Genomic DNA, 1,262 nt, shown 5'->3' with positions numbered 1-1,262 from the left:
GGCCGGCGGCCGCCCGGCGGGACGGCGACCCCGGCCGCGCCGAGCCAGGCCTGGCCCTCGGCGGTGAGCCGCAGGCCGTGCGTCCAGTCGAGCAGGCCCCGGGCGGTCATCGCGTCGGTGATCGCGACGCCGACCGCCCCGGCGAGGTGGTCGTAGCAGGTCCGGGCGTGGGCGAGGGCGCGCCGGCGGCCGTCCGCCGCGAGGGTGGCGGGGCGTTCGGGGCGGCCCGGGGCCAGCGCGGCGAGCTGTTCGACCAGTTCGGCCACCTGGGGGTCGGCCAGCCGGACGTAGCGGTGGCGGCCCTGTCGCTCCTCGGCGAGCAGGCCGCCGCCGACCAGCCGGTTGAGGTGCTCGGTCGCGGTCGGCGCGGCGACACCGGCGTGCCGGGCCAGCTCGCCCGCCGTCCAGGCCCGCCCGTCGAGCAGTGCCAGGCAGAACGCCGCCCGGGTGCCGTCCGCGAGCAGTCCGGCCACCGCCGCGAGCTCCCGGCCGGCCGTCTGCGTTCGTTCGCTCCCCATCCGCCCATTGTCGACCGGCGACCGTTCGGCCGACGCCGAACCGACGGGCCGGTCCCTGCCGCGCACGGGCCGCCGGCGTCCCGTCAGGCCGGTGTGCGGGGTGCGGCCGACGCCGCGTCGAGGGACGGCGCGGCCGTCTCCCCGGCAGGGGCCGCCGGCTCGCCGGGGAGCAGCGCCGCGGCGGCCACCGGGAAGGCGGCGGCCAGGGCGTAGGCGGGGGCGAAGCCGTGGGCGGTGACGAGGGCGCCGGTCAGCGGCGGGACCAGGACGATCGCGGCGTGCTGGCCGAGGCCGTGGACGCCGAGGGCCCGGCCCGCCCAGGCCGGGCCGGCGTGTTCGGCGACGGCGGTGTTGTGCAGGCCGTTGGTGGAGACGGTCAGTGCGGTGGCGAGCAGCAGGGCGGCGGTGCCGAGCGGCGGTGCGGCGGCCGCCCCGAGGGCGAGCAGCAGGACGTCGGCGGCGGTGGCCAGGGCGAGCAGCCGCATCGGGCGCAGCCGGCTGCCGACCCGGTCGGACCACCAGCCGGCGAGCAGCCGCACCCCGGCCCCGGCGAGGTTGGCGACCGCGAGGACCGTGCCGGCGGTCGCGGCCGGCCAGCCGCGGGCGGTGGTGAGGAAGACCAGGGCGAAGCCGGCCACCACGAACTGCGGGACGCAGAGCAGCGCGGCCGCGCCGTGCAGCCGCCACAGCCGGCCGCCGCGGTAGGGGCCCGGCCCGCGGACGGTCCGCCTCGGCGAGCGCTTC

The 1,262-nt window shown here is 80.7% G+C and carries 2 protein-coding genes; both read right to left on the bottom strand.

Annotation, left to right across the window (positions count from 1 at the left end):
• Positions 1-518: helix-turn-helix domain-containing protein (locus ABZ641_RS38105; protein WP_359989227.1), on the bottom strand; the 518-nt coding region annotated here is incomplete at its 3' end.
• 83 nt (positions 519-601) lie between these two features.
• Positions 602-1,262 (bottom strand): MFS transporter (locus tag ABZ641_RS38100; protein ID WP_359989225.1); only part of this gene is annotated, 661 nt, incomplete at its 5' end.

The sequence above is a fragment of the Kitasatospora sp. NPDC007106 genome (genome assembly GCF_040634455.1).
Lineage (GTDB): Bacteria > Actinomycetota > Actinomycetes > Streptomycetales > Streptomycetaceae > Kitasatospora > Kitasatospora arboriphila.
This window is presented reverse-complemented; position numbering and strand designations above follow the sequence as displayed.